The organism is Bacteroides sp. L008 (assembly GCF_040812255.1).
GTDB lineage: Bacteria > Bacteroidota > Bacteroidia > Bacteroidales > Bacteroidaceae > Bacteroides > Bacteroides vicugnae.
Genome location: NZ_JBFNXO010000001.1, coordinates 2,175,381 through 2,199,824, shown reverse-complemented (window position 1 = coordinate 2,199,824; position 24,444 = coordinate 2,175,381). Strand labels below are relative to the sequence as shown.

Below are 24,444 nucleotides of genomic sequence, written 5' to 3'. Positions count from 1 at the left end.
ACAACTAAAAAAAGAAATGGTTGAGAGGGGCAAAGGAAAAATAGCCAAACTAATCGGAAGAATTGCTATTTATAATGATTCTAAAAAAGCGGATCTTTGTATCGTACTAATTAGATAAAAGAAATACGATGATGGAAAAAGTGGATTTTACTAAAGGAATATTGGCGATACAACCGGATTTGCATCGCTTCGCATATAAATTGACGGCAGATCGTGACTCTGCCAATGATTTGGTTCAGGACTGTGTGTTGCAAGCATTGGATAATCGTGAAAAGTTTACATATAGTAAGAATCTGAAAGGATGGATGTATACGCTTATGCGTAATATTTTTGTCAATAACTATCGTCGTACAGTTCGCGAAATGAATCTGATTGATGACAGTTATTCTATCAATCAGCAACATTTGATCGAGGATGAAGATGCCGACAGGTTTGAGTTTACGTATGATATGAAACAACTGTATCGGGTGATACATTCCATACCGGAAGAAATGAAAGTTCCTTTTCAGATGTTTGTTGCCGGATTTAAGTATCGAGAAATTGCCGAAAAATTAGGATTGCCGATGGGAACGGTAAAGAGCCGTTTGTTTTTCATCCGTAAGCGGTTGAAAGAGGAACTGAAAGATTTTTCCTCCTGATGCAGATGCCTGATTGAGTGATGTGTTTTAAGGTCAAAGTGATTAGCCTTCCTGTCAGAATACGACGACTGATGGGAAGGCTTGTTTATTTTCTGCTGAATGCCGTCCATCAACGTTTTAATACTATCTTCAACATAGGGATAAATCCACGGCAGTAGCATAGATATCGCCTTAGTTGTTCGGAAACTCCGAACAACTGGAGCTTGTTGAAGTTTTCTTTTTTCAGAGATAAAACAATTTTATATTTTCGCTCTCCGAAATAGTTAAAAAAACAGTCTTCCCACCGTAGTAACCGATAAGAAGACTTGATGTTCCATGATATATTTTTTGATTAAACATCCACTTAGAACAACAGAGCGACTAAAAGGATTTCGATGTTAGGGAAATTTCATGATTGTTTTCATTCATCCAAATATTTATAGAGATAGCACCCTTCTTCATCATCAAGGATATTCAACTGTTTCAGTCGGTTGATTAACTTATTTAGTGAGGTCGGACCAATGTTCGGTAGTTTATTTATTCTATTCCATCCGTATTTATAGGTGATTTTTAATAAATCCCGAAGTGTCTGTACACCGTTTTCACCTAGCACCCGACTTGACCTTGGGTCAAACTCAAAGTCACGAATAGGAGTATTGAGCAGGTGGATGGCATTTTTCTTTTCCCGGGCTGCCGGACTTTCCTTTTCTAAACTATTCTTGCTGAATAGATTTCTGCCGAAGTTCATTTCGTATAGTCGCAGTGCCGCTTTGAGATACGTCATTTCGTCTTTGTATGTCTTTAGAAATCCGATTCGGGATTGAATATCCCGAATAAGTATCTGAAACTCTCTTCGAATATAAAAGAAATCTTGGCAGGATTCTTCTGCATATTTTTTGAAATTACCTTCCAGTGTGACAAACAGGAACATGCGTCTTCTGTTTTCATTTTGAATCATTCCGGCAAGTTCTTTTATTATCAGACGCATCATTGGGGTTAGTGGCGCTAATGATTGGAGAATAAATAGATTTTCTTCGTTTTCTCTTATGAGTTTTTCTTTGCGTCGTTCAAACTCTTCATTTGTAAGGGCAAGCTGTGTGTTTCGTTCGATACATTCCAGCAAACTGTTTTCATCCAGCATCAGGTAATGGTCAATTTCTGTGAAAGTAATTTCCTGTCTTTTGCACCACGTATTGATACGTCTGATAGATACTTGATACTTCTCTGCGGCTTCTTCAATGCCAATCCATTGTTTTGTTGTCATACCTCATTTGTTTTTTTAGTGTATGCGCCGCAGCCGGATTATAATAAAATAAGAGGCACGGACGATACATATATTCCTATCGTAGAGGCAGTCGCAAGCCCGTAGAAGCAAAATATAGTATGCCCGCACCTGCACTTATATGTCTTAATTTGGATATAAGTTCAGTGCGGACATCTAATTTTAGCTTCTACTTCGAAAATGCGACTTTTCTACGAAGATAAATTAAATGTCCTAAAACATGAAGATTGGCTGTCAATAATGGTCCAATCCTCGCTGCAAATATAAATATTTTTTCGAGAAGAAAGGATATGAAAAGGTCGTTTTTTGTCAATCTCATAGAAAATAAATAATCGCTAAAAAATAAGTTGGGACACTTTTATATACTGTTGCAGATGAACAAGCCGGACAACTGCACCAAAAATTACTTTAAATGGTACGATAAGGAATATATTTTAGGCACGGATTACGCGGATTAACACGGTTTTTAATAGTCTATCCAATCTCTTAAAACCGTGAAATCCGTGTAATCCGTGCCTGTTTTTTTATGACTTGACTTATTTCAAAACGATTATAGTATGAGTAGAAAAAGATAGGTGTTTAAAATGTTGTTCTTTTCTTTTTGCCCTCTCGCTTTTTTCTTATACCTTTGCCCCCGAAAGATAAAAATAAAGTATGATGCCGTGAATAGCGGTCGTGTATTCTAGAACACCACGTAAAAAACAGGAATAATGAAAGAGAAAGTATCTGTACCCTTTATGCTGCTGGGCATTCTGTTTAATGTCTGTCTCATTGCAGCCAATCTTCTTGAAACAAAAGTAATCCAGGTGGGTAGTCTGACCGTGACAGCCGGATTATTAGTTTTTCCTATTTCTTATATTATTAATGATTGTATCGCCGAAGTTTGGGGATTCAAGAAAGCGCGGCTCATCATTTGGAGCGGTTTTGCCATGAACTTCTTCGTGGTTGCTCTTGGGTTGATAGCTGTTGCCATTCCGGCTGCTCCTTTCTGGGAGGGTGAAGAACATTTTGATTTTGTATTCGGCATGGCGCCTCGTATCGTGGCTGCCAGTCTGATGGCTTTTCTGGTAGGCTCATTTCTCAATGCGTATGTGATGAGTAAGATGAAAGTAGCCAGTCAGGGGCGTAACTTTTCGGCCCGTGCCATCTGGTCTACTGTAGTAGGTGAGACTGCCGATTCACTGATTTTCTTCCCGGTAGCTTTTGGCGGAATCATTGCTTGGAAAGAACTGCTTATCATGATGGGGATTCAGATTGTGCTGAAATCCATGTATGAAGTTATGATCCTTCCGGTGACAATCCGTGTAGTGAAAGCCATTAAGAAGGTAGACGGTAGTGATGTGTATGATACCGATATCTCCTATAATGTGTTGAAAATCAAAGATATTTAAGATAGAATATGAATAGAGAAGCAGCATTGGTTGTGTTTAGCGGTGGACAGGACTCTACTACTTGTTTGTTTTGGGCAAAACGCAACTTTAAGAAAGTATATGCCTTGAGTTTCCTGTATGGTCAGAAGCATCAGAAAGAGGTGGAGCTTGCACGGGAGATAGCCCGGAAAGCAGAAGTGGAATTTGATGTGATGGATGTTTCCTTTATCGGACAGTTAGGTCACAATTCATTGACCGATACTACGATGGTGATGGATCAGGAAAAACCAGCAGATAGCGTTCCCAATACCTTTGTTCCGGGACGTAATCTGTTTTTTCTAAGTATCGCGGCAGTATATGCCCGTGAACGTGGCATTAATCATTTGGTAACGGGAGTTTCCCAAACGGATTTCAGCGGTTATCCCGACTGCCGTGATGCCTTTATTAAGTCTCTTAATGTAACTCTCAATCTGGCTATGGATGAACAATTTGTGATTCATACCCCTTTGATGTGGATTGATAAGGCAGAAACATGGGCATTGGCCGACGAACTGGGAGTGCTGGAACTGATTCGCACCGAGACTCTGACTTGCTATAATGGCGTTCAGGGAGATGGTTGTGGGCACTGTCCGGCTTGTACACTACGTCGGGAGGGATTGGAGAAGTATTTAAAAAGTAAGAATCAATAATATCTCTACATAGAGATTAAAATGCATTTTTTTGTTGTCATCTGTCACATTGTTGTAGGTAAGTGTTTGATTATGAAATGTCTAGTCTGTGACGGCAAGTAGTGACAGCAGCTAATTTTGATATTTTGCTGTCACTACTTGCCGTCACCGGTACGTTCTAATTAATAAATGGTAGTAGCTTCTATCCGGAACGTATAGGCTTAGATTAGTTTCAACAGCATGAAACTGTTGTTTCATCGGTGAGAAACTAGAGTTTCAACGGTAGGAAACTAAAGTTTCTAACGCTTGAAACTATAGTTTCAAGGCTTGAAACAGTTTGTTCCAAGTAATGAAACACTTTGTTTCAGCACGGGAAACACATTGTTTCAGGCAATGAAACTCACCGTAACAAGTAAGATGAGGAGAAAGCAAACGTGGGTTAAGAGTTGATGGTGATAGGTGATAGATGCGGTGATAGGTTGTAAAATGAATCTTTCACCACTGAAACCTCGATGAATAAAGCGTTTGAGACTGGACGGTGATAGGTGAAAGAGGAAATGCATTTTTTTGTTTAGGGTAGAGGTTGTAGTTAACGAGTGCAATGACTGAATTAAAAGACCAACTTTCCTTGTTAGGAAGAAAAACCGAGTATAAGCAAGATTATGCTCCTGAAGTACTGGAAGCCTTTGATAATAAGCATCCTGAAAATGATTACTGGGTACGTTTCAACTGCCCGGAGTTCACAAGTCTGTGTCCTATTACCGGACAGCCGGACTTTGCCGAAATACGTATCAGCTACATTCCTGATATAAAAATGGTGGAAAGCAAGAGTTTGAAACTCTATCTTTTCAGTTTCCGCAGTCATGGAGCCTTTCATGAAGATTGTGTGAATATCATCATGAAAGATCTTATCCGGTTGATGAATCCCAAATACATAGAAGTAACCGGGATATTTACTCCTCGCGGTGGTATTTCCATTTATCCGTATGCCAATTATGGTCGTCCGGGAACAAAGTTCGAACAGATGGCAGAACATCGTTTGATGAATCGGGAATAATAAAAATAAAGGAATTCACTTGCTAAAAATATCGAATATGACTCATCATGTGCCTGTTGAATTGCAAAACTATGTTCGGCAAAGTATTATCCCTCAATACGCTAACTTTGATAAAGCGCATCAAATAGACCATGTAGAAAAGGTTATGGAGGAAAGTCTGAAATTAGCGGCACATTATGAAGTCGATTATTCGATGGTTTATGTCATTGCTGCTTATCATGACCTGGGATTATACGAAGGACGTGAATTTCATCATATAACCTCCGGCAAAGTGTTGCTAGCGGACGAAACTTTGCGGCGTTGGTTTACGGATGAGCAGCTGTTGCAGATGAAAGAGGCGATAGAAGATCATCGGGCTTCTAATAAACAGGCTCCCAGAACAATCTATGGAATGATTGTTGCCGAGGCTGACCGAATTATTGATCCCGAAGTCACTTTACGTCGTACCGTACAATATGGGCTGTCTCATTATCCGGAGATGGATAAAGAAGAGCAATACGCCCGTTTTCGGAAACATCTAACTGAAAAATATGCAGAAGGAGGGTATCTGAAGTTGTGGATATCCCAATCGGATAATGCCGGACGGTTGGCAGAACTTCGTCAACTAATTGCGGATGAAAAAAAACTTTGTAGAGTTTTTAATAAAATCTATGAAGAAGAGAATAATACAGTTTTGTGAAATATAGCTATTAGCTTGCGTTCGATTCATTTTTTATTTTTATCTTTGTCATATTAAGGATTGCAATACGATAGATAATGGAAGAATATATTACTCGATTTTCAACATATCTTTTTTGGGATGTCAATAAAGATGATTTGGATATGGAGAAGCATTCACAATATATAATAAAGAGAGTGCTTGAATATGGTATGTTGCAAGATTGGAATATTGTAAAACAATATTATGGACTTGGGAGAATCGTCGAAATAGCTAAAGGGTTTCGTGAATTGGAGCCTCGGGCTTTAGCTTATCTTTCTGCCATTTCACAAACTCCTAAAGAACAATTTAGATGTTACACTTATCAACGGTCGAATCCACAACACTGGAACTTTTAAAACAGTTGCAACAGTTACCTGTACTTTGTAATACTCGTCTAGTCGGTGGTACTGCATTAGCTTTGCAATTAGGACATCGAAAGTCGGTCGATTTGGATTTTTTTGGTCAGATTAATGTAGATTCTCAAGATTTGAAGGAAGCTTTGCGAACACTTGGGACACTGACTATCTTAAATGATTCTAAGAATATACACATTTACGTATTGAATGAGGTTAAAATAGATATCGTGAACTATACTTATCCTTGGCTTGATGATGTCGTATATAAAGATGGGATACGTTTGGCAAGTCCTAGAGATATTGCGGCAATGAAAATTACTGCTATTGAAGGGAGAGGTACTAAAAAAGATTTTGTAGATATTTACTTTTTGTTGAAAAAGTATTCATTGAAAAATCTGTTGGATTTCTATTCTCAAAAATATCCTGACTCATCTTCTTTTATGGCTATGAAAAGTTTAGCTTATTTTGAAGATGCGGAGGAGGAGCCAATGCCTTATATGTTTGTGGATGTATCTTGGGACGAAATTAAAAAGTCTATTTTGTCTCGTTTATAATAGTATATGAGATAAGTTACTATTCATGATGATACGGCCCTCCATTCAATATAGTCATCGCCCGATAAATCTGCTCAACGAATATCAGCCGGATCATCTGATGTGAGAAAGTCATCTTGGACATTGAAATCTTTTCGTGTGCCACTTGATAAACTTTTTCAGAAAAGCCATAAGGCCCTCCGATAATGAATACCAGTCGTTTGTTGACCGTGTTCATTTTCCGCTTCATATATTCGGCGAACTCCAGAGAACGCATTTCTTTTCCGTGCTCATCGAGCAATACCACCACGTCGCCCGGTTGAAGAGCTTTCAGTATCAGTTCCCCTTCCTTTTCTTTCTGCACTTCCATTGAAAGGCTCTTGGTGTTTTTCAGTTCGGGGATCACTTCCATATCGAAAGTGATATAGCGTTTAGTACGCTGGATATAGTCGTTGATCGCAGTTATATAGTGTTGTTCTACGGTTCGTCCTACGACGAGCAGGGTTGTTTTCATACGTTTACAATTCTGATTATTGCACAAAAATAGGCATTTTTTATGTTATTCTGCAATTAATGCTTACCTTTGCCTATCATTAGTTGAAAGTTTAAAGCTTTAAACTTCAACTTAAAAGCTTGTATTTATGAAAAAACGAGTGCTTGCAGGAATGACCGCTTTGCTTCTTTCTCTCTCGTTGCTGATGGCGCAGGAGATACCGGCAGGAGTGATAACGGCATTTAAAAGAGGAAGCTCGCAAGAGCTGAGTAAGTATATGGGGGACAAGGTAAACTTGGTGCTCCAAGGTCGCTCGACAAACGTTGACAAACAGAAAGCAACAGCTACCATGCAGGAATTCTTTACGAAGAATAAAGTCAGCGGATTTAACGTGAACCATCAGGGAAAACGGGATGAATCAAGTTTCGTTATCGGTACGTTGGCTACTACTAATGGGAACTTTCGTGTGAACTGTTTCCTGAAGAAAGTGCAGAATCAATATTTAATACATCAAATAAGAATTGACAAGATCAATGAATAAGGAAAAAGAACTGATCGACAAGTTGATCGATCTTGCTTTTGCAGAAGATATAGGTGATGGTGATCATACCACCCTTTCATGTATTCCCGCTACGGCAATGGGAAAATCAAAATTGCTTATCAAAGAAGCCGGTGTGTTGGCTGGCATCGAAGTTGCTAAAGAAATCTTCAACCGTTTCGATCCTACCATGAAAGTGGAAGTGTTTATCAATGACGGAACAGAAGTGAAACCGGGTGACGTAGCAATGGTAGTGGAAGGAAAAGTGCAATCTTTGCTTCAAACCGAACGCCTGATGTTGAACGTGATGCAGCGTATGAGCGGTATTGCAACAATGACCCGTAAATATGCAAAGGTGTTGGAAGGCACAAATACCCGTGTGCTTGACACCCGCAAGACAACTCCCGGTATGCGTATCCTTGAAAAAATGGCAGTGAAAATCGGTGGCGGAGTAAACCATCGTATTGGTCTGTTCGACATGATTCTTCTGAAAGACAATCATGTGGACTTTGCCGGAGGTATCGACAAAGCCATCACCCGTGCCAAAGAATATTGCAAGGAAAAAGGCAAAGACCTGAAAATAGAAATAGAAGTCCGCAGCTTCGACGAACTGCAGCAAGTTCTTGATCTCGGTGGAGTAGACCGTATCATGTTTGATAACTTCACTCCCGAAATGACGAAGAAAGCAGTAGAGATGGTGGCAGGTAAATACGAAACTGAATCTTCGGGTGGTATCACCTTTGATACGCTCCGCGACTATGCCGAATGTGGCGTAGACTTCATCTCTGTAGGAGCTTTGACTCATTCAGTGAAAGGACTGGATATGAGTTTCAAAGCGTGCTGATTTTTTTTCACCACAGAGGACACAGAGTACACAGAGGATTTAAACTTATTTTATAGGAAGAATTTCCTATCATTGTTCCTCTGTGTACTCTGTGTCCTCTGTGGTGAATCGTATTCTTTAACTTCTTTTAGCAATATTCCTTGCAGCATTCCTCAAATTCTCGCGTCTAATAAGCAAACGACGCAGACATACGTTCGATTTTAAAAAAAGTAATTGACTTTGGAAAACGAGATAGAACTGATAAAGGGCTGTCGGGCAGGAAAGGATTCAGCCCGAAAGGAACTTTACACCCTCTATTCCAAACAGATGCTGGCGGTATGTTTCCGCTATACGGGCGATATGGATGCGGCGCACGATGTACTGCATGACGGTTTCATCAAGATTTTTACCAACTTCTCGTTCCGGGGTGAGTCTTCACTTTGTACATGGATCACCCGGGTGATGGTCACTCAATCACTCGATTTCCTGCGACGGGAGAAACGAGTCAGTCAGTTGGTAGTGCATGAAGAGCAGCTTCCCGATATACCGGATATATCGGATTCGGGAGGAGGGGCTGGAATATCCGAAGAGCAGTTGATGGCTTTTATTGCCGAATTGCCGGATGGTTGCCGAACCGTTTTCAACCTTTATGTGTTTGAAGAGAAATCGCACAAGGAGATAGCCAAGATGCTTCACATTAAAGAGCATTCATCTACTTCGCAGTTGCACCGGGCCAAATATTTGTTAGCAAAAAGAATTAAAGAGTATAGGAATCATGAAGAAAGAAAATGATGAAATAACCGATCTGTTTCGCACACGTCTCGCTGATGCCGGGATGAGTGTACGGGATGGCTTTTGGGAAGAGCTCTCGCAGGAAATTCCTGTGGCTTGCCAGCATCGTCGCCGGATTCTGCTCTTCCGTGTGGCGGCTGCGGCGTCTGTATTGCTCGTTTTGGCAGCCTCGTCGGCTACTTTCTTGTATTTCTCTCCAAAGGAAGATATGGAAGAAGCATTTACAAAGATAGCCGTGACGAATGGAGGACAGATGGATGGAGATGGAATACGCGTCAATCAGTTACCGCTGCCGGTAGAACCGGTGTTGCCGAAACCGGCTCCGAAATCTTACGGTATGCTGTCGCAATATACAGAGGAAGAAGATTCTCTTTCTATCACTTTCTCCATGTCGTTTTCTTTTTCTTCCACTACTTCTACGGGAAATGGCAACCAATATGCTAATCAGGGGCATAATGGTTATTGGCAGGCAACAAACGGTAATACAGAGTCATCTGTCGCTCCGGAAGAACAGTCGAATGTCAATACGGTTCAACCCAAAGCGGTGAAAAAGCATCGCTGGGCGATGAAAGTTCAAGTGGGTACAGCACTTCCGGCAGATAATGGTACTTATAAAATGCCGGTTTCCGCAGGGGTGACGGTAGAACGTAAGTTGAACGATTTTCTCGGCATAGAAACCGGACTGCTCTATTCGAACCTCCGTTCTGCAGGGCAGCACTTGCACTATCTGGGAATCCCCGTTAAAGTGAACGTGACGTTGGTAGATACGAAGAAAGTTGACCTTTATGCTACTGTGGGAGGAATAGCCGATAAATGTATTGCCGGTGCACCGGACAACAGTTTTAAAGAAGAACCTATCCAGCTGGCAGTGACTGCCGGTATTGGAATCAACTATAAGATTAATGACCGACTTGCTGTTTTTGCCGAACCCGGAGTTTCGCATCATTTCAAGACAGATTCGAAATTGGCTACGGTACGAACGAAACGGCCGACTAATTTTAATTTACTTTGCGGACTTCGCATGACGTATTAATCCTTATGAAAATGAAAAAAACACTACTAATGCTGTGGATGGCTGTTTGCCTGGTTGTATCTTTTACAGGATGCACCAGCGAAGAAATGGATTATAACAATCCGGACGTTGCCCTTTTTGTGAAACAATTGAAGGCGGGTACGTATAAGATGAAGAATGATAAAGGAGTAGTGGAAGTTCCTCATTTCACGGAAGAGGACATTCCCGAACTTTTAAAATATGCAGAAGATCTGACTATTATCCCTTCTTTTCCGTCGGTTTATAATATGAACAACGGTAAGATTCGGTTGGGTGAGTGTATGCTTTGGGTGATTGAATCTATCCGTCAGGGCACACCTCCGTCATTAGGTTGCAAAATGGTATTGGCGAATGCTGAAAATTATGAAGCAATCTATTTCCTGACCGATGAGGAAGTACTCGATGCGGCCGCTTGTTATCGTAGTTGGTGGGAAGAACGCCAATATCCGAAAACGAGATGGACAATTGATCCGTGCTACGATGAGCCGCTTTGTGGATCGGGTTATCGTTGGTGGTAATAAAGGGGGAGGAGCCTTCGGAAAGTAAAAAATAGGAAACATTCATGTGGGAACATTTGTTTGTATCAGTAGTCTTTTGCTGCTGACAGGGGGATTATTACGCTCAAAAGATAGCTTCTCATACGTGCAAAATGTATATGAAGTGCTCCGAAATATAGGTAATGAAAGAGTAAAAAGGATGGATGGATTGAAACGGTTTATAACAACGATGGCACTGTGTCTGACTGCTTTATTTGCATATTCGCAAGTATGGACGGCGCAAGATTCTTTGCATTTGAAGAAGTTGCTGGAGAGTGACCAGGAGTTGCATTTAAATATGGATGCTGTGAAGTCGATTGATTTCGGAAGCGCAGTGGGTACTCCCCGGATGTCGGAGGAGAAAAGCTGGATGATGCCTGACGAATCGCTTCCTGAAGCATTGCCTAAACCGAAAGTGATGTTGACTCTGATGCCATATAAAGCAAATACCCGCTATAACTGGGATCCCATCTATCAGAAGAAGATAAAGATCGATAAAAATACCTGGCGGGGTGATCCTTTCTACGAGATACGTCATCAAAGATCTTATTCAAACTGGGCACGCAATCCGATGGCAAAAGGAATGCGTAAGTCGTTGGATGAGATACAGGCGAGTGGGGTGCGTTTCCGCCAGTTGGGTGAACGTGCTAACGGAATGATGGTGAACACAGTAGTGATGGATGCACCTATTCCCTTGTTTGGTGGGAGTGGAGTGTATATCAATGGTGGAACTATCGGCGGACTTGACCTGATGGCTGTCTTTACAAAAGATTTCTGGAATAAGACGGGACGGGATAACCGTGCCCGCACATTGGAAGTGTTGAGAACTTATGGAGATTCTACCACTGTGTTGATAAATAAACCAATTGAACAGATTGCCCGTTGAAGGCGTTATAATGATGTGTTGATGTAGCAATGCGCTCATGTCAACCTATTAACACATAGATAAATTATTGGTTATGAATAGAATTACTTCTCTTCTGGGTATTCAATATCCTATTATTCAAGGTGGCATGGTGTGGTGCAGCGGTTGGCGTCTTGCTTCTGCTGTGAGCAATGCCGGTGGACTGGGATTGATCGGTGCCGGTTCCATGCATCCGGAGACTTTACGCGAGCATATCCGTAAATGCAATGCGGCCACGAAATTGCCTTTTGGTGTAAACATTCCTTTGATGTATCCTCAGATAGAAGAGATCATGAATATTGTGGTGGAAGAGGGAGTGAAGATTGTTTTTACCTCTGCCGGAAATCCGAAAACGTGGACTGGGTGGTTGAAAGAGCGTGGAATAACGGTTGTTCATGTTGTTTCTTCTTCCCGTTTTGCTGTAAAATGTGAGGAGGCCGGAGTAGATGCGGTAGTGGCAGAAGGGTTCGAAGCCGGAGGGCATAATGGACGCGAAGAGACAACGACTTTCTGTTTGATTCCCGCTGTACGTGAGGCTACAACATTGCCTTTGATAGCTGCAGGAGGTGTCGGCACAGGAGAAGGAATACTGGCTGCTATGGTATTGGGAGCCGAAGGTGTGCAGATAGGAACCCGTTTTGCTCTGACTGACGAGAGTTCAGCGAGTCCGGTATTTAAGGATTATTGCTTGAGTCTCGGTGAAGGAGATACTAAGTTGTTATTGAAAAAGCTGGCTCCGACGCGTTTGGTAAAGAATGCTTTCCGCGAGGCGGTGGAGAAGGCTGAAGATAGTGGTGCTTCTGCTGAAGAATTACGAAGCTTGCTAGGAAAAGGACGTGCAAAGAAAGGAATGTTTGAAGGAGACTTGGAAGAAGGTGAACTGGAGATAGGTCAGGTTTCGGCAATAATATCCCGTCGACAGTCGGTGGCAGAGGTGATGAACGAATTGGTTGAGTCTTATTGGCAGGCGGTGGAGAAGAAATATTTGTTTGAAAGATAAATGATAATTTCTATTTCACCACAGAGGACACGGAGGACACAGAGTTCTTCTCTCTCTTTCCGTAAGTAAAACAGAGCGATAAATACGATTCTCAATACGTGAGACTCTGTGTTACTAAAAAGATTAAACCTCTGTGTCCTCTGTGTCCTCTGTGGTGAAATTATAGGCTGACAGGTTCGTACTTCAAACCAAATACGTCGGCTACGGCCTTATAAACGATTTTTCCTTCTACGATATTTAATCCGAGTGCTAATGCTGGATTCTCTTTGCAGGCTTTTTTCCATCCCTTATTTGCTAAAGCCATTACGTAGGGGAGGGTAGCATTAGTCAGTGCAAGAGTGGAAGTGTAAGGCACAGCTCCCGGAATATTAGCTACTGCATAATGAACAATTCCATCTACAATATAAGTCGGTGCGCTGTGAGTAGTCGGGTGAGACGTTTCGAAACATCCTCCCTGATCGATTGCCACATCCACTAATACTGTGCCGGGCTGCATCATTGAAAGCATCTCTTTGGTAATCAAATGTGGTGCTTTATCACCGGGAATCAGTACAGAACCGACAACTAAATCAACATCCGGTAATTCTTTTCTGATTCTTAGTTCGGATGCGTACAATGTCTTTACATTCTTCGGCAGTGTTTCGCTCAAATAGCGCAGACGTGCCAGATTTATATCTGTAATAGTGACATCTGCCCCCATTCCTGCAGCTATTTGTGCGGCATTGCTACCTACAACTCCACCTCCTAAAATTAATACTTTAGCAGGTTTAACACCTGGCACGCCTCCCAAAAGAATACCTTTTCCACCTTGCGGTTTTTCCAGAAAACGGGCGCCTTCCTGGATAGACATACGTCCGGCAACTTCACTCATAGGAATTAATAAAGGCAATGAGTGATCTGCTTCTTCTACAGTTTCATAAGCCAGGCATATTGATTTGTTGGAGAGCATGGCAAGAGTTAACTCCCGGTCGGAAGCAAAATGGAAATAAGTGAATAGTAACTGTCCTTTTCTAATTAAGTTATATTCGGTGACTATCGGTTCTTTCACCTTTACGATCATCTCGGCAGTGGCGTAAATGTCTTCTATTGTTGGCAGGATATGCGCGCCGACAGCTTGATATGCTTCATCCGGAAAACCGCTATTTATTCCCGCTGTATGTTGGATAAATACCCGATGCCCTTGTTTTACCACTTCGGCCACCCCCGAAGGTGTCATGCCAACACGGTTCTCATTGTTTTTGATTTCCTTTGGTACTCCGATAATCATAATGTTACGTATTAAAGATTTAACATGTTCGAATGTACGAAAAATCCCCTTACGTTGTTATTCGTAAGGGGATGTTTTAGAACAGAATGCCTCGCGTGTTGAGATGAATAAATGCGTAGAGTGGTTATTTTATAGACATTCACTGCCCTGCTTGTTGATTTTCATGCTTTTTCCATAGAGACCCACTCGAGCTATGTTGTTATAAAAGGGTTCTGCAATATCGTACTTAAAAGGAAGTACTTCTTGGTTGTCTTTGTTTATATACCCCCACTTGGACGACTGGCTTTCAATACAGACAGCAGCCAATCCTTCAGAGAAAGAGCATCCATTATCATATTTCAGGGGAATGACAATTTCTCCTTTCTTATTAATGAATCCTACTTTGTTGTGTAGCGAGACGAGGGCTAATCCTTCCGCGAATTGTTCTATTTGACTGTAAGTCGGTGGAAGAATGTAGTTTCCTTGTCTGTCAATCAGTCCCCATAATCCATCGTGGCATACACGTGCGCATTCTTGCTCAAACGAGTGAGCGGCTGCGTACTTAAACGGAATCCGTATCTGTCCGGTATGGTCGATGAATCCGTATTGGGAATTGAGTACTACCATCCCTAATCCTTCTTTAAAAGAGAAAGCCCGTTCATACATTAGAGGGATGACAACGTCATATCCTTTATTGATGTATCCCCATTGGATTTTTCCTTTAACGGGAGCCAATCCTTCGGAGAAACGGCCAATTGCCGAAAAACGCTTTTTCTTATTAGCTACCCCATAAGCTAAAAAAGAAGCAAAGAACTTTGTAATAGTGTTGCTCATTTTTCTTATTGTTTGTGTGGTAAGCGTCCGGATACCATTATATACAAGAGAAGCGTGGACGTCGTTAGTTCATTCTATTCAAGGTTCTGGTAAACCTATTGGGAAATGAACAACAGAGTCCACGCCCTTGTATATAACAAAGACGTGAACGCTTAGTTGCCATTATCTCCCCAATTAAAGAATTTACCAGATTCTGAATAGAGATAATATTCTAAACGCTTCTACGTTATTAATCGTAATAAGTCGCTACAAAGATACGGATTTCTTGTTAAAGAACAATATTTTTGAGGGATAAAGATGTTACGATGGCCAACATCTGTAAGAGAGGAATGTGGAGATGGTAAATGAGATATCTTGAAATAAAAAACTCCTTTTGCAAATGAGAATACAAAAGGAGTTTGATATTATTATAAAGGTTAGATAAACTTTAGTCCATTAAATTGGGATTAGCGTTGGTAGCACTTAAAGGAATACGTAATGTGTAACGATCATCATCTTGTTCAAGAACAATCGTTTGTCCTCCGCTTAATACCTTTTCAATTCTCGGTCTGGTAGTTCGACGTAAATCGAACCAACGGTGACCTTCAAATGCTAACTCACGGGTCCGTTCATTTAATATTTCTGTAATCAGTTTTTCCTGATTCATGCTATTTACTTCATTTTTCTTTTGCTCATATCCAGCTGTTGTATATCTTTTTTCCATCAGTTGTAATAGACGGTTGCGAGCTTCAGGCAGATTGTTCAAATGGGCAGCTGCTTCCGCAGAATTAAGGTAAAGTTCGCTAATACGAAAACTACATTTGTAGGCAGACTTTCCGTCTGTTTTAATAATAGGGTAGTTGCCGTCTTTATTCTTCTCGCCAAAGTAGCTTGCAGGTCGCAGATCTTCTTCATTGAACATGTCAACAAATGATTGTGTAGCTTGTGAGGCGTCTAATGTTGTTGTCGCATTGTAAATTTTCTCATAAGCGGTAATAGACTCTACAGATGTGTATAGGTTAGGCAATTGTAGGTTGGTGCTATTGTAATCTTCAAGTGTTGCTTTTTGTGCCAACGTGCGTTCAGCTGCATCGTAAGCAAGTTGCCATTCTCCCATATAAAGATATACTCGTGATTCGAATGCATCTATGGCGAGTGTACTGAAGCGATAATTGTAACCGGATTCCCACTCTTTTTTTGTTATAAGTTGACGAGCGTTTTCTATGTCGGAAAGAATGGAACTATATATTTCTTCTACTGTATTCCGTGTTGGAATCTCTTCTAAATCAAGAGTCAGTTTCAAGGGGACGGCTTTTGTGTCTTTTGCACCCTCTTTTGTATATGGCTGTCCGTACAGGTTGACTAGAAGGAAGTGCATATATCCTCTCATAAAGTAGGCTTCTCCTACTAATTGATTGATATCTTTTTCATTTCCATCTGTTATATCGTTCTTTTTGTCGATGATAGCATTGGCATAATAGATGTTTTCGTAGTAGTCTATCCAGCCGAGCTCTTTGGCTGTTGTACTGTTGGTAATCCATTTTTCTATATCGCCATAATCGCTTTGGTCATAACTATCATTTCTGACAGTAATTTCTTTGGTTCGCATATCACAGACACTTCTGTCAGTCAAATCTTGTGCATAAATGTTAGTCATTAATGCCCTATATTCCTCTAATGTGTTCGGAATCACTTTTCCAACAGGCTGTATTTCTAAAAAATTGCTGCATGAAGTCATCGTAAAACATCCTGCTAGCATGGAAAATAAATATAGTCTTTTTATTCTTTTCATATTTCTTGATTACTTAAAAGTTAAGACTTAGGTTGAATGTCACAGATTTTGCTACCGGAGTAGAATAGAGATTACTCATAGATTCCGGATCCATGTAGTTTTTATAACTGGAACCGAAGACAAGTAGGTTACGACCTTCTACAGCAACAGTTGCTCCATTGATATTGAATTTGCGTAACCATTCTTGTGGCAATGTATAAGCTAATCGTATGTTTTGGAGACGCATATAATTGAGTTTCTTTACCCACATATCCAGATTTCTATAAATGGCAGGTATGTCACCAAAAAGTGCATAATCGGCAGGATAGTTATTCCGGCTAAGAAGAGCTGGTAGCTGATCACTATGATTTTCTGGTGTCCAACGGTTGAGGATATCTTGGTTTACATTATGTCCAGAGTCGAAATTTACTATATTATATGAAGGACTTGTACGTACATGAGCTCCAAAATAGAATGAAAAATTAAAATTAAGTTCCCAGTTGCGATAAGAGAGTGTGTTAAGTAACCCCCCTGTATAAGGTGCATCATTCGTACCTACATATTCATATAGACTTTGTTGAAAGTCTGCATCTGCACTATATTCATAGAAACCACCCATTCCTCCAGTCAAGTCTTCCATCTTAAATAGTTCTTCTACTGTGACAGCCTCATTGCTGCCTTTAGGATAGATGAGTATGCGGCCGGTTTCCGGATCTACTTTGCTCTTAATTGCAAAAATAGCTCCAACAGGATACCCTTCCAGACCGGGTGTCGGGCTGTTTTCTTTTACATAGTCTTTTAATACTTTGTTATTGTTATAAGCAAAATTGAATGTGGTATACCAGGAGAAATTCTTGGTTGTGATATTACGTGTTTGCAAGTTTATTTCTAAACCTTTGTTTTCTAGGCTAGCCCAGTTAATCGTTTGCGTAAGAAATCCATTTTCCAAAGGTAGATTTTTATAGCCGATAAGATCTGTTCCTTTTCTATAATAGTAATCTACGCTTAAATTAATGGCAGATTTGAGTGCGGAAAAATCAATTCCAATATTATAAGATGCTGTTTTCTCCCAACGTAGCTTATCATTAGGAGCTGAACCGATAGAAATACTCGTTTCATTTGGGTTGTTAGGCAATATCGTTTGATTTCCGTAACTTCCTACTAAATAAGGTGAGGTGTTTTTGTCAATATTTCCTTGAAGCCCGTATGATAATCGTAGAGCTAAGTTATCCATCCATTGTCTGGCAGGCTGTAGAAACGATTCGTTGGAAAGTCGCCATAGTCCGCTAGCCGAATAAATAGGCAGAAAACGATATTTTTTGTCTACACCAAATAGGTCCGAGCCATCAATACGTACGCTTGCTCCTAGTGTGTAACGTTGCATAAGGGTATAAGAACCATTTGCATAAAAAGAGGCGAAAGCATTTTCGGCATAAGTTTCTGTATGTAATGGGTATTTTTTAACGTCGTCATTCTCTGTTAGAATCAAAGGCTTGGTGGTAAGTGTTTTAGGGTCATATCCGTAAGCATTAGATGCAAGTGTTTCATACCAATTTTTTCTTATTTCTGACCCACCCATAATTTGTACTTCATGGATGTTTTTAAAGGTTTGACTCCATTCTCCTTGTACTTTCCATGTGATTTGTGATGTAGTGGCGTTACTTACCTTGTGCATCCCCCCTTCCGGTATACGGTATGTGTCACCGGACTTACTGTCTTTACGCATATCACGCATGGAGAACGTATTTGCACCAATATATTGTTCTACTCCGGATTGTTCCCATTGCAAGCCAACTTGTGATGTTAGTTTCCAATGGTCATTGAAACGTAAGTCAGCATTAAAGATTGCATTAATAGCTGTCGTTATCGTTTCTTTACTGGTATTGGCACGATCTTCAAGGAGATTGAACCCTCGTTCAGGATCAGGCTCGTTATCGCTGTTGGATACAATGTCATAATCATATACATAGTTTCCTTCCGCATCATAAATTTCTTGATATGGATTTGCTACGCGAGAGTAATAAACAGGATTTGAATAACCATATTTATCGGTAATAAAGTCCTTATTCTTCCGTCGGTTAGCAAAGAGCGAAGTTCCTATTTTTAGTATTCGGTTTACTTGATAAGACGTTTTGTTTGTCAAGTTAAAACGACTCATATTTACTCCAGGCACATTCCCGTTTTCTTGTGAATATCCGAGTGAATTATAATAAGTCACTTTTTCACTTCCTCCTGATATGCTGAAATTATATTCCTGCGTGAAAGCATCTCTAAATAAGATGTCATTCCAATCTGTGTTAATTGTTTTTAATCGGTTAATTGCATTTTGAGCTTCTGTGGTTAAGCCATTCCATCCTTGTTGTTGATAGGTCTCAAATAAATTATGTTGTCTGAGTATGGATGCTACTCCTCCTTTATGTAAGTAGGGATGTGAGGTAAATATGTCATCAGGTTCTTTCATTAATTCTAGTTCTAGATTTACTTTTTGTTCGGAATTTAATAAATTCAATCGTGAAGTATCCAGATTAGGAGTATATGTCAATCTTGTATTAAAGTTGATTACAGGTTTTCCTGTCCGTCCTCTTTTGGAAGTTATGATAATTACTCCGTTTGCGGCACGCGCACCATAAATTGCGGTAGCGGCAGCATCTTTTAGGATAGTGATACTTTCTATATCGTTCGGACTCAACCCGGCAATGGATGATTGTTTCATGTTAACAATATCATTGTCTGTATCAGTGCTTAGTTTCGCAATATCAGTCCCCTCCAAAGGTATTCCATCCAATACCCATAACGGGTCTTGTGTTCCATTCAATGAAGCTGTACCACGAATACGAATACGTGCAGGAGCTCCCGGTGCGCCGGAAGTTGTCGTAACGGCTACCCCCGCAACTTGTCCGGCTAATGCCTGGTCGATACTTTTTGCTGCGCCTACCATTCCGTCTGTAACGTCTACTTTAGCAATAGCAGCAGTCAGTTTACGACGTTCCAGTTCTTGATAACCAGTTACTACTACGTCTCCTAGTGTGTGTGATGAAGCTTGAAGGACAATACGATAAGTATCTTTTCCAGCTTGCAACACGATATTTTGTTCTTCAAAACCTATATAACTACAATGTAGTCTGGTCACCTTTTCCGGAATGGAAATGGAGAATTTGCCATCCATATCAGTGATAGTACCTAGAGAAGTCTGTGATACTCCAGCTTTTTTCAAATCGTCTGCATTAACATATACAGAAGCACCGATTAGAGGTTCATTGTCTTCACCGGATATAACGACTCCGGTGATTGTGCGGTTAACAGCGTTGGCTGTAGCCAACGTGCTAACAAGAAAACATATAAGAACGTATAAGTATTTTTTTCTCATCAATATAGATAATTAAAGTGATTGATTTTGTTTTATTTGATTCCCAAAGCTGTATTAATACGTAGGATCATGTCTTCATAATGATAGCGTGCAGCAGTATCAGAAGTGCCGAGGCGGTTTTGTAACAATTTCTTGATACGTAATAACTCTCCGCGTTTCACCGAGATAGCATCAGAAATACGGTTGAGCTGACTGCCGTAGAAGTTGAGCACACGTGGAGCACCCATTCGGTCTTCCTGACGAAGTGCCCGTTGTTCGGCGGCATAACAACTACAGAAAGGAGTAGCATGGTCAAGCAGGAAATGCTCGCTTGCAATCTTCTTGTTGATTTTTACAGCTTCGGGTTCTGCGGCTGCTGTAAGTAATGCATCGAGGAAGTTTTTCTGCAAAGAACGTTCTATAACATTGGGGATGCCACCACGTTCGGTAATACCGAAAATGTTTTTATGAAGTCCGTCCATAAGCTCCACTACTGTAAAGGCTTTCTTTCCGTTGACAGATTCATTCTCTATCATACGCATCAAACGAGTGTTGCCTAGTAAATCCCAAAGGATATAGGCTTGGGCGTTCTTTAAGATTTGCGTAGGAGCATTCTCCTGTTTTCCGATTGGAGTGTTGCGGAGCAGATAGGTATATTGTCCTACTTCCGTGTCAAACAGCCATTTAGGATAGGTCAATACTTCATCCATCAAGAATTTCAATGAAGCTTCTTGTTTCTCTTTCTCAACGAATGTATAAGTCTTGACACCGTCTCCTACAATTGTATTTTCAATATATATACCGCCGATGTTGGCAAGTACATGATATAAGTAGTTGTTCCACTGGTTGATAACTGCATAGTAGAGACGCGACGCTTCTTCGTAAGTTTGTCCCTTTTCTCCGGTAGTAGTCCATTGAAGAATTTGTGGAACGATACGTTTCAGGTTTTCGATGCCATATAAAGAAGAACGGACCGGATCATCACCCAGATCTTCGTTCTGTGCGCGTGGATCTACCGCGTCACGTACATCCTGCGCTTCACTATACTTATAAAGACGATCGGTATGCTTACTCAAGAAATCGAATAAAATATCCTTTTCTTCTTCCGGAGTATTCTTTCCGTACCAACGATAACCATATTCGATAGCAAACATATCATAAGGACCGATATGCGGAGAAAGAACTTTTACGCCATCTCCAGGCTGTGCAATATAATTGAATCGTGCATAATCCATGATAGATGAAGCGGTAGAATTCATTCTGGAAGTAAATGCTTCGGAACGTAACGAATCCGTCGGGAAAGCCCATGAACCCATCATATTGTGACGGAGTCCCAATGAGTGGCCTACCTCATGGCAAGCAACGAACCGGATGGCATCTCCCATTAAAGCATCGGGTAATTGCACATTGCGTGCTTCCGGACACACAGTTCCAGTCTGCACAGTGATCCATTCGCGTACCATAGAAAGCACATTGTGCCACCACATAATATCAGCTTCCAGAATTTCTCCGGAACGTGGGTCTAACAGGGAAGGTCCCATTGCATTTTTCTTTTCTGAAGCAGCGTAAGTCAGTACGGAGTAATTGACATCGTCCATGTCTATATGCATACTGTCTGTGATTTCCTTGGCGATAATCGCGTTCTTGAAACCTGCTTTTTCGAAAGCAATCTGCCAGTCCTCGATACCTTTTTTAATGTACGTACGCCATTGGTAAGGTGTTGAATTATCAATGTAGAATACGATTGGTTTGGCAGGCTCCACAAGCTGTCCTTTCAGATAAGCCTCCCGGTCTTCCGGTTTGGGTTCCATGCGCCAGCGAGTGATATATTGTGTTTTATCCGTACCTTGTTGTGCATCACTAAAACTTAATAACGGATTAGTGAAATAACCGACTTTCTGATTGTCGAATCGTCCCATCATCGGCTTTTCAGGCAACAAGAGAATAGAAGAACTGACTTCCACCGTCACATAAACAGTGGTAGTTCCTTCTGTAACTCTGGTAGTCAATTCGGAAGTTGCCACGACATTGTTTGAAAAGGATTTGATGGATAAAATACGGGATAAATTTTTGATAGCCGAAGTACCCAGATTGATATTAGTAAATACATTATTAATACTGGTTTCAGTACCGTCATAAATATCATTCACCTTGATTACTAATGCAGTAGAATCTGCATTAATTGCTTCAATTTTGAATGCGGCAATCAATGGAGAGATAAAATTATCCTTTACCGAACGGAAGATAGCATCCGTTTGGGGGGCCAGAGGTAATGGGCGTTGTTGTCGTAGCATTAATTTGCCCGTAGCTTTATCCCATTCCATGCAAACCATCTGATTCTCGTAGTTTACTCCACGGTTTACACCTGCATCATTAAGTTCGGCAGGAACTCGTTGCAGTTTGTTGACAACTAATAAATCACGTCCCAAAAGTGAGGTGGGAATTTCAAAATAATAGTCATTCTTTTTTTGGTGTACAGCAAACATTCCTTTCGTTGTTTTACTGTCTTCCACTAATTTTTCGTAGTCGCTTTTACTCTTCTCTTCTTTCTCTTCTGGTTTCTTCTTTTTCTTTTTAAACCAACTCAGATTTTCTGTAGCGGGGGTAGTTGCAAATGCCGAGAGCGTTTCTCCACTCAGCAATATACATGCAATGACCGCTGCCATTACTTTTACATACATTCTCATTGAGTTTCTAACTTTTAATTATAATTAAAAAACAGCCACAAAAGTACTAATATTAATAACATAATAACTACTGATTTGCAATGAATATAACATTTAAAAGAAATATTAACTAGAATCTAAGACCATCATTCCTCCCAGATATTTCATAGTTTAGTGGGAATAGTGTACATTTGCGGGAGTAAAAAAGTGAATGGAATGATGAGACGATATATCACTGCTTTGATGCTGGCTTGCTGCATCGGAGGGTATGGACAAGAGAAAAAGCAAGCAACCTTTGTGCCTCCTTTTGACTCTCCTCTTACATTGAGTGGAAACTTTGGAGAAATCCGCTCCAATCACTTCCATGGCGGGCTGGATTTTAAAACAGGCGGAGTGATCGGTAAACCCGTTCTTGCTCTCGCTGATGGTTATATTTCGCGTATTCGCGTAACGAATGGATCGGGGTATGTACTTGATGTCTGCTACCATAATGGTTATTCAACTATCAACCGCCATTTGAGCGGTTTTGTTTCTCCCATTGCCGAAAGGGTGGAGAAACTTCAATATGAAGAAGAGAACTGGGAAGTGGAGATTGTGCCTGAACCGGGAGAATATCCGGTAAAAGGAGGGCAACAGATTGCATGGAGCGGCAATACCGGATATTCGTTCGGCCCACATCTTCATCTGGATGTGTTTGAAACGGAATCGGGGGATTATATTGACCCTATGCCTTTCTTCCAGTCGAAAATAAAAGATACACGTGCTCCGAAAGCTGATGGCATCCTCTTTTTCCCGCAACCGGGCAAAGGAGTGGTGGATGGAAAACAGGAGAATAAAACGATTCTTCCCAATAGCGAACGTCCTGTGGAAGCATGGGGAGTGATAGGGCTGGGTATCAAGGCATACGATTACATGGATGGCGTAAGTAACCATTACGGAGTTTATTCTGTTGTGCTCACGGTAGATGGGAATGAAATATTTCGCAGTACCGTAGATCGTTTCTCGCAAGAAGAGAACCGGATGATTAACTCTTGGACGTATGGACAATATATGAAATCTTTTATTGATCCGGGAAATACGTTGCGTCTGCTGAAAGCGTCGAATGATCATCGTGGTCTGGTGACGATTGACGAGGAACGGGATTATCAGTTCTTATATACATTGAAAGATGCTTTCGGAAACACTTCCAACTATCGTTTTACCGTGCGGGGCCGGAAGCAGCCGATTGAACCGTTGAATCATCGGGAGAAATATTATTTCATCTGGAATAAGACTAATTATTTGCAAGAGCCGGGATTGAGCCTGGTTATTCCGAAAGGAATGTTGTATGACGATGTCCCCCTCAATTATCAGATGAAGGCGGATAGTGGTGCCGTTGCTTTTACTTATCAACTGAATGATAAGACGGTTCCATTGCATGCAGCTTGCGAACTTCGTATCGGATTGCGTAGAAAGCCGGTTGCCGATACGACCAAATATTATGTGGCCCGCATCACTCCGAAGGGAGGAAAGTACAGCGTAGGCGGAAAGTATGAAGACGGATATATGAAAGCTGCCATCAAGGAGTTAGGAACTTATACTGTTGCCATCGACACCATTCCGCCGGAGATTATTCCTGTTAATAAGAACCAGTGGGGAAGAAACGGAAAGATTGTCTATCGGCTGAAAGATCAGGGGACGGGAATTGCTTCCTATCGCGGGACGATTGACGGTAAGTATGCACTTTTCGGACGCCCCAATATGGTGAAATCGTACTGGGAATGTGTACTTGATCCGAAACACGTGAAGAAGGGCGGAAAGCATACGGTCGAGTTTACAGTGACCGATGGTTGCGGAAATGAAACGGTAGCTCGTGAAAGTTTTGTTTGGTAAATTATTAAAA

At 41.0% G+C, this 24,444-nt stretch carries 22 protein-coding genes; 15 read left to right on the top strand and 7 right to left on the bottom strand.

Annotated features, from left to right (window positions below):
- Window positions 1-131 precede the first annotated feature (131 nt).
- Window positions 132-638, top strand: a complete 507-nt coding sequence (locus AB3G73_RS09025; RefSeq protein WP_074559099.1) for an RNA polymerase sigma factor — start codon at window positions 132-134, stop codon at window positions 636-638.
- Window positions 639-1,038: 400 nt separating this feature from the next.
- On the opposite strand, the gene AB3G73_RS09020 is transcribed toward AB3G73_RS09025, so the two are convergent.
- Window positions 1,039-1,881: a DNA-directed RNA polymerase subunit alpha C-terminal domain-containing protein gene (locus AB3G73_RS09020; RefSeq protein ID WP_217721148.1), complete on the bottom strand. Its 843-nt coding sequence runs from the start codon at window positions 1,879-1,881 to the stop codon at window positions 1,039-1,041.
- Between the two features lie 728 nt (window positions 1,882-2,609).
- Here AB3G73_RS09020 and AB3G73_RS09015 point away from each other — a divergent pair.
- From AB3G73_RS09015 to AB3G73_RS08990, 6 genes are all read left to right on the top strand, one after another.
- Window positions 2,610-3,290, top strand: coding sequence for a queuosine precursor transporter (locus tag AB3G73_RS09015; RefSeq protein ID WP_148364806.1), 681 nt, complete (start codon window positions 2,610-2,612; stop codon window positions 3,288-3,290).
- 8 nt (window positions 3,291-3,298) lie between these two features.
- The gene (queC, locus tag AB3G73_RS09010; protein ID WP_004300765.1) at window positions 3,299-3,958 is read left to right on the top strand and encodes a 7-cyano-7-deazaguanine synthase QueC; all 660 of its coding nucleotides are present in this window, start codon (window positions 3,299-3,301) and stop codon (window positions 3,956-3,958) included.
- A 580-nt stretch (window positions 3,959-4,538) separates the two neighbouring features.
- Window positions 4,539-4,994 carry a preQ(1) synthase gene (queF, locus tag AB3G73_RS09005; protein WP_004304260.1) on the top strand — a complete coding sequence of 152 codons (456 nt, stop codon included), beginning with the start codon at window positions 4,539-4,541 and terminating at the stop codon, window positions 4,992-4,994.
- Window positions 4,995-5,031: 37 nt separating this feature from the next.
- Window positions 5,032-5,673, top strand: coding sequence for an HD domain-containing protein (locus AB3G73_RS09000; RefSeq protein WP_148364808.1), 642 nt, complete (start codon window positions 5,032-5,034; stop codon window positions 5,671-5,673).
- Window positions 5,674-5,750: 77 nt separating this feature from the next.
- Window positions 5,751-6,050, top strand: coding sequence for a hypothetical protein (locus AB3G73_RS08995; RefSeq protein ID WP_004311349.1), 300 nt, complete (start codon window positions 5,751-5,753; stop codon window positions 6,048-6,050).
- Window positions 6,005-6,604 carry a nucleotidyl transferase AbiEii/AbiGii toxin family protein gene (locus AB3G73_RS08990; RefSeq protein WP_298046947.1) on the top strand — a complete coding sequence of 200 codons (600 nt, stop codon included), beginning with the start codon at window positions 6,005-6,007 and terminating at the stop codon, window positions 6,602-6,604. Before AB3G73_RS08995 ends, AB3G73_RS08990 begins: the two co-directional genes overlap by 46 nt.
- 19 nt (window positions 6,605-6,623) lie before the next feature.
- Here AB3G73_RS08990 and rlmH read toward each other — a convergent pair whose 3' ends face one another.
- On the bottom strand, window positions 6,624-7,097 hold the full coding sequence (gene rlmH / locus AB3G73_RS08985; RefSeq protein WP_074559125.1) for a 23S rRNA (pseudouridine(1915)-N(3))-methyltransferase RlmH: 474 nt from the start codon (window positions 7,095-7,097) through the stop codon (window positions 6,624-6,626).
- 127 nt (window positions 7,098-7,224) lie between these two features.
- On the opposite strand from rlmH, the gene AB3G73_RS08980 reads away from it, so the two are divergent.
- The 7 genes from AB3G73_RS08980 (at window position 7,225) to AB3G73_RS08950 (ending at window position 12,720) form a co-directional block, all read left to right on the top strand.
- Window positions 7,225-7,617: a DUF4783 domain-containing protein gene (locus tag AB3G73_RS08980; protein ID WP_148364809.1), complete on the top strand. Its 393-nt coding sequence runs from the start codon at window positions 7,225-7,227 to the stop codon at window positions 7,615-7,617.
- Window positions 7,610-8,458 carry a carboxylating nicotinate-nucleotide diphosphorylase gene (gene nadC, locus AB3G73_RS08975; protein ID WP_004314515.1) on the top strand — a complete coding sequence of 283 codons (849 nt, stop codon included), beginning with the start codon at window positions 7,610-7,612 and terminating at the stop codon, window positions 8,456-8,458. Before AB3G73_RS08980 ends, nadC begins: the two co-directional genes overlap by 8 nt.
- 219 nt (window positions 8,459-8,677) lie before the next feature.
- Window positions 8,678-9,229 carry an RNA polymerase sigma factor gene (locus tag AB3G73_RS08970; protein WP_004300758.1) on the top strand — a complete coding sequence of 184 codons (552 nt, stop codon included), beginning with the start codon at window positions 8,678-8,680 and terminating at the stop codon, window positions 9,227-9,229.
- Window positions 9,213-10,262: a porin family protein gene (locus AB3G73_RS08965; protein ID WP_367744566.1), complete on the top strand. Its 1,050-nt coding sequence runs from the start codon at window positions 9,213-9,215 to the stop codon at window positions 10,260-10,262. The genes AB3G73_RS08970 and AB3G73_RS08965 overlap by 17 nt, the downstream gene beginning before the upstream one ends.
- An 11-nt stretch (window positions 10,263-10,273) precedes the next feature.
- Complete coding sequence (locus AB3G73_RS08960; protein WP_367744564.1) at window positions 10,274-10,798, top strand: DUF4943 family protein; 525 nt, start codon at window positions 10,274-10,276, stop codon at window positions 10,796-10,798.
- Between the two features lie 178 nt (window positions 10,799-10,976).
- The gene (locus AB3G73_RS08955; RefSeq protein WP_217721223.1) at window positions 10,977-11,702 is read left to right on the top strand and encodes a DUF4858 domain-containing protein; all 726 of its coding nucleotides are present in this window, start codon (window positions 10,977-10,979) and stop codon (window positions 11,700-11,702) included.
- Between the two features lie 73 nt (window positions 11,703-11,775).
- Window positions 11,776-12,720 (top strand): nitronate monooxygenase family protein, encoded by a 945-nt coding sequence (locus AB3G73_RS08950; protein WP_148364812.1) that lies wholly within the window; start codon window positions 11,776-11,778, stop codon window positions 12,718-12,720.
- 160 nt (window positions 12,721-12,880) lie between these two features.
- Here the strand turns inward: AB3G73_RS08950 and ald are convergent, their stop codons facing one another.
- The 5 genes from ald to AB3G73_RS08925 all read right to left on the bottom strand — a co-directional run bounded on the left by ald (window position 12,881) and on the right by AB3G73_RS08925 (window position 22,583).
- Entirely contained in the window at window positions 12,881-13,987 is a 1,107-nt protein-coding gene (gene ald, locus AB3G73_RS08945; protein ID WP_099147204.1) for an alanine dehydrogenase, read from the bottom strand.
- 129 nt (window positions 13,988-14,116) lie between these two features.
- Window positions 14,117-14,800, bottom strand: coding sequence for a WG repeat-containing protein (locus AB3G73_RS08940; protein WP_320980465.1), 684 nt, complete (start codon window positions 14,798-14,800; stop codon window positions 14,117-14,119).
- Window positions 14,801-15,227: 427 nt separating this feature from the next.
- Complete coding sequence (locus AB3G73_RS08935) at window positions 15,228-16,571, bottom strand: RagB/SusD family nutrient uptake outer membrane protein (RefSeq protein ID WP_195649416.1); 1,344 nt, start codon at window positions 16,569-16,571, stop codon at window positions 15,228-15,230.
- Window positions 16,572-16,584: 13 nt separating this feature from the next.
- A complete protein-coding gene (locus tag AB3G73_RS08930) occupies window positions 16,585-19,917 on the bottom strand; it encodes a SusC/RagA family TonB-linked outer membrane protein (RefSeq protein ID WP_259023245.1) in 3,333 nt (1,110 codons plus the stop codon).
- 32 nt (window positions 19,918-19,949) lie between these two features.
- Window positions 19,950-22,583 carry a zinc-dependent metalloprotease gene (locus AB3G73_RS08925; RefSeq protein ID WP_367744560.1) on the bottom strand — a complete coding sequence of 878 codons (2,634 nt, stop codon included), beginning with the start codon at window positions 22,581-22,583 and terminating at the stop codon, window positions 19,950-19,952.
- Between the two features lie 198 nt (window positions 22,584-22,781).
- Between AB3G73_RS08925 and AB3G73_RS08920 the strand changes: the two genes are divergently transcribed.
- Window positions 22,782-24,434, top strand: coding sequence for a M23 family metallopeptidase (locus AB3G73_RS08920; protein ID WP_367745426.1), 1,653 nt, complete (start codon window positions 22,782-22,784; stop codon window positions 24,432-24,434).
- Window positions 24,435-24,444 lie beyond the last annotated feature (10 nt).

What these genes read in the sequence shown, in the direction of transcription:
- AB3G73_RS08990 (WP_298046947.1), top strand. Translation starts at nt 6,005, where the DNA reads ATGTTACACTTATCAACGGTCGAATCCACAACACTGGAACTTTTAAAA.
- ald (WP_099147204.1), bottom strand. Translation starts at nt 13,987, where the DNA reads ATGATTATCGGAGTACCAAAGGAAATCAAAAACAATGAGAACCGTGTT.
- AB3G73_RS08950 (WP_148364812.1), top strand. Translation starts at nt 11,776, where the DNA reads ATGAATAGAATTACTTCTCTTCTGGGTATTCAATATCCTATTATTCAA.
- AB3G73_RS08960 (WP_367744564.1), top strand. Translation starts at nt 10,274, where the DNA reads ATGAAAAAAACACTACTAATGCTGTGGATGGCTGTTTGCCTGGTTGTA.
- AB3G73_RS09020 (WP_217721148.1), bottom strand. Translation starts at nt 1,881, where the DNA reads ATGACAACAAAACAATGGATTGGCATTGAAGAAGCCGCAGAGAAGTAT.
- AB3G73_RS08940 (WP_320980465.1), bottom strand. Translation starts at nt 14,800, where the DNA reads ATGAGCAACACTATTACAAAGTTCTTTGCTTCTTTTTTAGCTTATGGG.
- AB3G73_RS08925 (WP_367744560.1), bottom strand. Translation starts at nt 22,583, where the DNA reads ATGAGAATGTATGTAAAAGTAATGGCAGCGGTCATTGCATGTATATTG.
- AB3G73_RS09025 (WP_074559099.1), top strand. Translation starts at nt 132, where the DNA reads ATGGAAAAAGTGGATTTTACTAAAGGAATATTGGCGATACAACCGGAT.
- AB3G73_RS08995 (WP_004311349.1), top strand. Translation starts at nt 5,751, where the DNA reads ATGGAAGAATATATTACTCGATTTTCAACATATCTTTTTTGGGATGTC.
- nadC (WP_004314515.1), top strand. Translation starts at nt 7,610, where the DNA reads ATGAATAAGGAAAAAGAACTGATCGACAAGTTGATCGATCTTGCTTTT.
- AB3G73_RS08935 (WP_195649416.1), bottom strand. Translation starts at nt 16,571, where the DNA reads ATGAAAAGAATAAAAAGACTATATTTATTTTCCATGCTAGCAGGATGT.
- AB3G73_RS08980 (WP_148364809.1), top strand. Translation starts at nt 7,225, where the DNA reads ATGAAAAAACGAGTGCTTGCAGGAATGACCGCTTTGCTTCTTTCTCTC.
- AB3G73_RS08920 (WP_367745426.1), top strand. Translation starts at nt 22,782, where the DNA reads ATGAGACGATATATCACTGCTTTGATGCTGGCTTGCTGCATCGGAGGG.
- AB3G73_RS08965 (WP_367744566.1), top strand. Translation starts at nt 9,213, where the DNA reads ATGAAGAAAGAAAATGATGAAATAACCGATCTGTTTCGCACACGTCTC.
- queC (WP_004300765.1), top strand. Translation starts at nt 3,299, where the DNA reads ATGAATAGAGAAGCAGCATTGGTTGTGTTTAGCGGTGGACAGGACTCT.
- queF (WP_004304260.1), top strand. Translation starts at nt 4,539, where the DNA reads ATGACTGAATTAAAAGACCAACTTTCCTTGTTAGGAAGAAAAACCGAG.
- AB3G73_RS08930 (WP_259023245.1), bottom strand. Translation starts at nt 19,917, where the DNA reads ATGAGAAAAAAATACTTATACGTTCTTATATGTTTTCTTGTTAGCACG.
- AB3G73_RS09000 (WP_148364808.1), top strand. Translation starts at nt 5,032, where the DNA reads ATGACTCATCATGTGCCTGTTGAATTGCAAAACTATGTTCGGCAAAGT.
- rlmH (WP_074559125.1), bottom strand. Translation starts at nt 7,097, where the DNA reads ATGAAAACAACCCTGCTCGTCGTAGGACGAACCGTAGAACAACACTAT.
- AB3G73_RS08955 (WP_217721223.1), top strand. Translation starts at nt 10,977, where the DNA reads ATGGATGGATTGAAACGGTTTATAACAACGATGGCACTGTGTCTGACT.
- AB3G73_RS09015 (WP_148364806.1), top strand. Translation starts at nt 2,610, where the DNA reads ATGAAAGAGAAAGTATCTGTACCCTTTATGCTGCTGGGCATTCTGTTT.